This is a genomic window from Dellaglioa sp. CoH-57-MRSF-18, from assembly GCF_056781995.1.
Window position 1 is genome coordinate 1 of record NZ_JBXAXX010000029.1, and the last position, 735, is coordinate 735.

1 protein-coding gene is annotated in these 735 nt (G+C 55.4%); it reads right to left on the reverse strand.

Annotated elements, in window-relative coordinates; all coding sequences use genetic code 11:
- A partial coding sequence (locus AC1RPG_RS07860; RefSeq protein WP_481762447.1) for an RNA ligase occupies positions 1-685 on the reverse strand: 685 nt, incomplete at its 3' end.
- Positions 686-735: the final 50 nt, after the last annotated feature.

Genomic DNA, 735 nt, shown 5'->3' on the forward strand with positions numbered 1-735 from the left:
CCTCCATGCTTTCGAGCGAAGCTAGCGCCTGCTCCAGCGTCATTTCGTGGATGCGGTTCGGAGCTACCGGTATACGTCGCTCATGAATCATGTTCCACACGTGGTGAAACGGATTCATCATCACATATTCGCCGGTCCTGTTGTCCCGAACGTGCAGCAGCGTGATGGACGGCCGATCGTAACGAACCACCACCTGACTTTCAGGGTCCACGAATTCGAAGGTGGCCGTATGGTCCGAGGCCGCAACCACACGCGCAAAATCTGCGATGTTTTTGGGAACCTCGCGCTCGAACGCTCGAACCGTATCTGACACGTACGACTTCTTCGAGCGCCACGCAAAGCCGTCGTCGTGCGAATACGAGGTGCTCACCATCGACCCATCGATCTTATCGTAGATGCCGGCAAGCTCACCACGCGCCGCGCGCTCCAGCAGCTTTTCGGGCATGAGTTCAGCTTTTTCACCCATGTTGAAAAACTTGTGAAGCGGTCGGCTTACGATACGGCCGTTTGCGTCAAACGCGATACCACGGCATTCGCGTGATTCAGGCGTCGGGAACGTCTTGCTATCCATGAAGATGTAGCACACGACTTTGCGCCCGTTCGGCTGATCGAGAACGCGAATTTGCTCGTTGTTCTCGATATGCTTCACGATATCGTCCAGCTGGCATACGGTGGGAAAAGTCATGATTTCTCCATGGTCGTGATTGACAGTGCGCCGCAGAAACCGCGAAACGC